We start from the raw sequence: 2,749 nt of genomic DNA on the forward strand, positions 1-2,749 counted from the left end.
GCTGGCCACGGCGACGCTGTCGAAGAGCTTCCAGTCGGCCTTCAACGTCGTCAAGGGTTCGGTGCCGGCGCGCACCGACGTTCCCGACACCGACTTCGACGCCTGCGGCAAGAAGGGCATCGCCGACCTGAAGGCCGCCAACGAGGGCGGCACGCTGTTCGGCTCGCTCGCCCAGGGCTACGGCGCCCCTCCGGCGATCGCCAATGCCTATAAGGACGTCGTCTCGAAGTTCGTCCACGGCCAGATCAAGAGCTCCGACGAAGCCGTCACCCAACTCGTCCAGGCGATCGACGACGCCCGCTGAGACCACTGAGACCAGCCGATGAATATGCTTCCCCGTCTTTTGCGGGGAAGCGTCAGCTCCGCAGCGATTGTTGCCGGGCCGATCCTGCGGGAAGGGAGAAGATATCCATGAGCACAGTTGCCACCACCGATCCGGTTCTGACACCCCGGCAAGCGACGCCGATTTCGCTGAGAGGCCGGCTGCAGGATGCGCTGCCGAAGATCGTGCTGGCGCCGAGCTTCGTCATCACCCTCGTCTTCGTCTACGGCTTCATCGTCTGGACGGCCTATCTCTCCTTCACCAATTCCAAGACCTTCCCCTCCTATCAGCTGACCGGGGCGCGGGCCTATCAGCGGCTGTGGCGCTGGACCTTCGAGAGCGACCCGCCGTCCTCCTGGTACACCTCGATCACCAACATGGCGATCTTCGGCTTCCTCTATGTCGGCATCTGTCTGGCGCTGGGCCTGCTGCTTGCCATCCTGCTCGACCAGAAGATCCGCGGCGAGGGGCTGCTCAGGCCGATCTTCCTCTATCCGATGGCGCTCTCCTTCATCGTCACCGGGGTTGCCTGGAAGTGGTTCCTCGATCCCGGCCTCGGGCTGGAACAGACGCTGCATCACTTCGGCTGGACGAGCTTCCACTTCGACTGGATCAAGAACAAGGACTTCGTCATCTATACCGTCGTCATCGCCGGTGTCTGGCAGGCGTCGGGCTTCGTCATGGCGATGTTCCTCGCCGGTCTGCGCGGCATCGACGGCGAGATCATGAAGGCGGCCGAGATCGACGGCGCCTCGACCCTGCAGCTCTATCGCCGCATCATCATCCCGCTCTTGCGCCCGGTCTTCCTGTCCGCCTTCATCGTGCTCGCCCATATGGCGATCAAGTCCTACGACCTGGTGGTGGCGCTGACCTCGGGCGGGCCAGGCGGCTCGGCCTGGCTGCCGTCCAACTTCATGTATGAATACACCTTCAAGCGCAACGAGATGGCCGTCGGCTCGGCCAGCGCCATCATCATGCTGATGACCATCTCGGCGATCATCGTGCCCTATCTCTATTCCGAACTGAAGGAGAAGGCCCGATGAGCATCTCCGCTGCCTCTCCCGCCGCCTCCGGCAATGCAGGACGCGTTATCGGCCGCATCGTCATCTATAGCCTGCTGGCGATCTTCGCCGTCCTCTATCTGATGCCGCTCTTCGTCATGCTCACGACCTCGTTCAAGACGATGGACGAGATCCAGAGCGGCAACATGCTGGCGCTGCCGCAATCGCCGACCTTCGATCCCTGGATCAAGGCCTGGGGCGAGACCTGCGTCGGGCTGACCTGCGCCGGCATCAAGGGCTACTTCTGGAACTCGATCAAGATGGTGGTGCCGGCCGTGGCCATCTCCACCATCATGGGGGCGCTGAACGGCTATGTCCTGACCAAATGGCGCTTCCCCGGCCATACGCTGGTGTTCGGGCTGATGCTGTTTGCCTGCTTCATCCCGTTCCAGTCGGTGCTGCTTCCGATGGCGACCATCCTCGGCTCGCTCGGCCGCTTCGGCATGACGCTGCAGAACGCCACCGGCTTTTCCTTCGGCTTCGGCAATCCGACCGCCAATCTGGTCTTCGTCCATGTCGTCTATGGCCTCGGCTTCACGACGCTGTTCTTCCGCAACTTCTACGAGGCGTTTCCGACCGAGTTGGTGCGGGCCGCCCAGGTCGATGGCGCCAGCTTCTTCCAGATCTTCCGCCGCATCATGCTGCCGAACTCGCTGCCGATCATCGTCGTCACCGTCATCTACCAGTTCACCAACATCTGGAACGACTTCCTGTTCGCCTCGGCCTATGCCGGCACCGGCGATTCCATGCCGATGACGGTGGCGCTCAACAATGTCGTCAACACCTCGACCGGGGTGGTCGAATACAATGTCAACATGGCGGCGGCGATGATCGCGGCCGTTCCGACGCTCATCGTCTATATCCTCGCCGGCCGCTACTTCGTGCGTGGCCTGATGGCGGGCGCAGTCAAAGGGTAACCCATGGCTTTCCTCGAAATCTCCGGCCTCAGAAAGCGCTTCGGCGCCGTCGACATCCTCAAGGGCATCGACCTCGAACTCGAAAAGGGCGGCTTCCTGGTGCTGGTCGGCCCGTCCGGCTGCGGCAAGTCGACCCTGCTCAACACCATTGCCGGGCTGGAGACGATCACTTCGGGCGAGATCCGGATCGACGGCCGCCCGGTCAACGGCCTGCATCCTTCCAAGCGCGACATCGCCATGGTGTTCCAGTCCTATGCGCTCTATCCGAACATGACGGTGGCGGGCAACATCGCCTTCGGCATGGAGATGCGCGGTGTGCCGCCACAGGAGCGCAAGCAGGCGATCGACAAGGTCGCCAAGGTGCTGCAGATCGGCCATCTGCTCGACCGCAAGCCGAGCCAGCTGTCGGGCGGCCAGCGCCAGCGCGTCGCCATGGGCCGGGCGCTGGT

The 2,749-nt window shown here is 63.1% G+C and carries 3 protein-coding genes and 1 pseudogene; all 4 read left to right on the forward strand.

Annotation, left to right across the window (positions count from 1 at the left end; all coding sequences use genetic code 11):
- Window positions 1-304: pseudogene (locus CO670_RS32215) on the forward strand (sugar ABC transporter substrate-binding protein); the annotation flags it as partial.
- Window positions 305-411: 107 nt separating this feature from the next.
- The gene (locus CO670_RS32220) at window positions 412-1,365 is read left to right on the forward strand and encodes a sugar ABC transporter permease (protein ID WP_097594055.1); all 954 of its coding nucleotides are present in this window, start codon (window positions 412-414) and stop codon (window positions 1,363-1,365) included.
- Window positions 1,362-2,300, forward strand: coding sequence for a carbohydrate ABC transporter permease (locus CO670_RS32225; RefSeq protein ID WP_097594056.1), 939 nt, complete (start codon window positions 1,362-1,364; stop codon window positions 2,298-2,300). Before CO670_RS32220 ends, CO670_RS32225 begins: the two co-directional genes overlap by 4 nt.
- Window positions 2,301-2,303: 3 nt before the next feature.
- A partial coding sequence (locus tag CO670_RS32230; RefSeq protein ID WP_141502468.1) for an ABC transporter ATP-binding protein occupies window positions 2,304-2,749 on the forward strand: 446 nt, incomplete at its 3' end.

Source organism: Rhizobium sp. J15, from assembly GCF_002531825.1.
Taxonomy (GTDB): Bacteria; Pseudomonadota; Alphaproteobacteria; order Rhizobiales; family Rhizobiaceae; genus Rhizobium.

Bases quoted from the DNA above. Each gene is read 5' to 3' on its own strand.
- CO670_RS32220 (WP_097594055.1), top strand. From the start codon at position 412: ATGAGCACAGTTGCCACCACCGATCCGGTTCTGACACCCCGGCAAGCG.
- CO670_RS32225 (WP_097594056.1), top strand. From the start codon at position 1,362: ATGAGCATCTCCGCTGCCTCTCCCGCCGCCTCCGGCAATGCAGGACGC.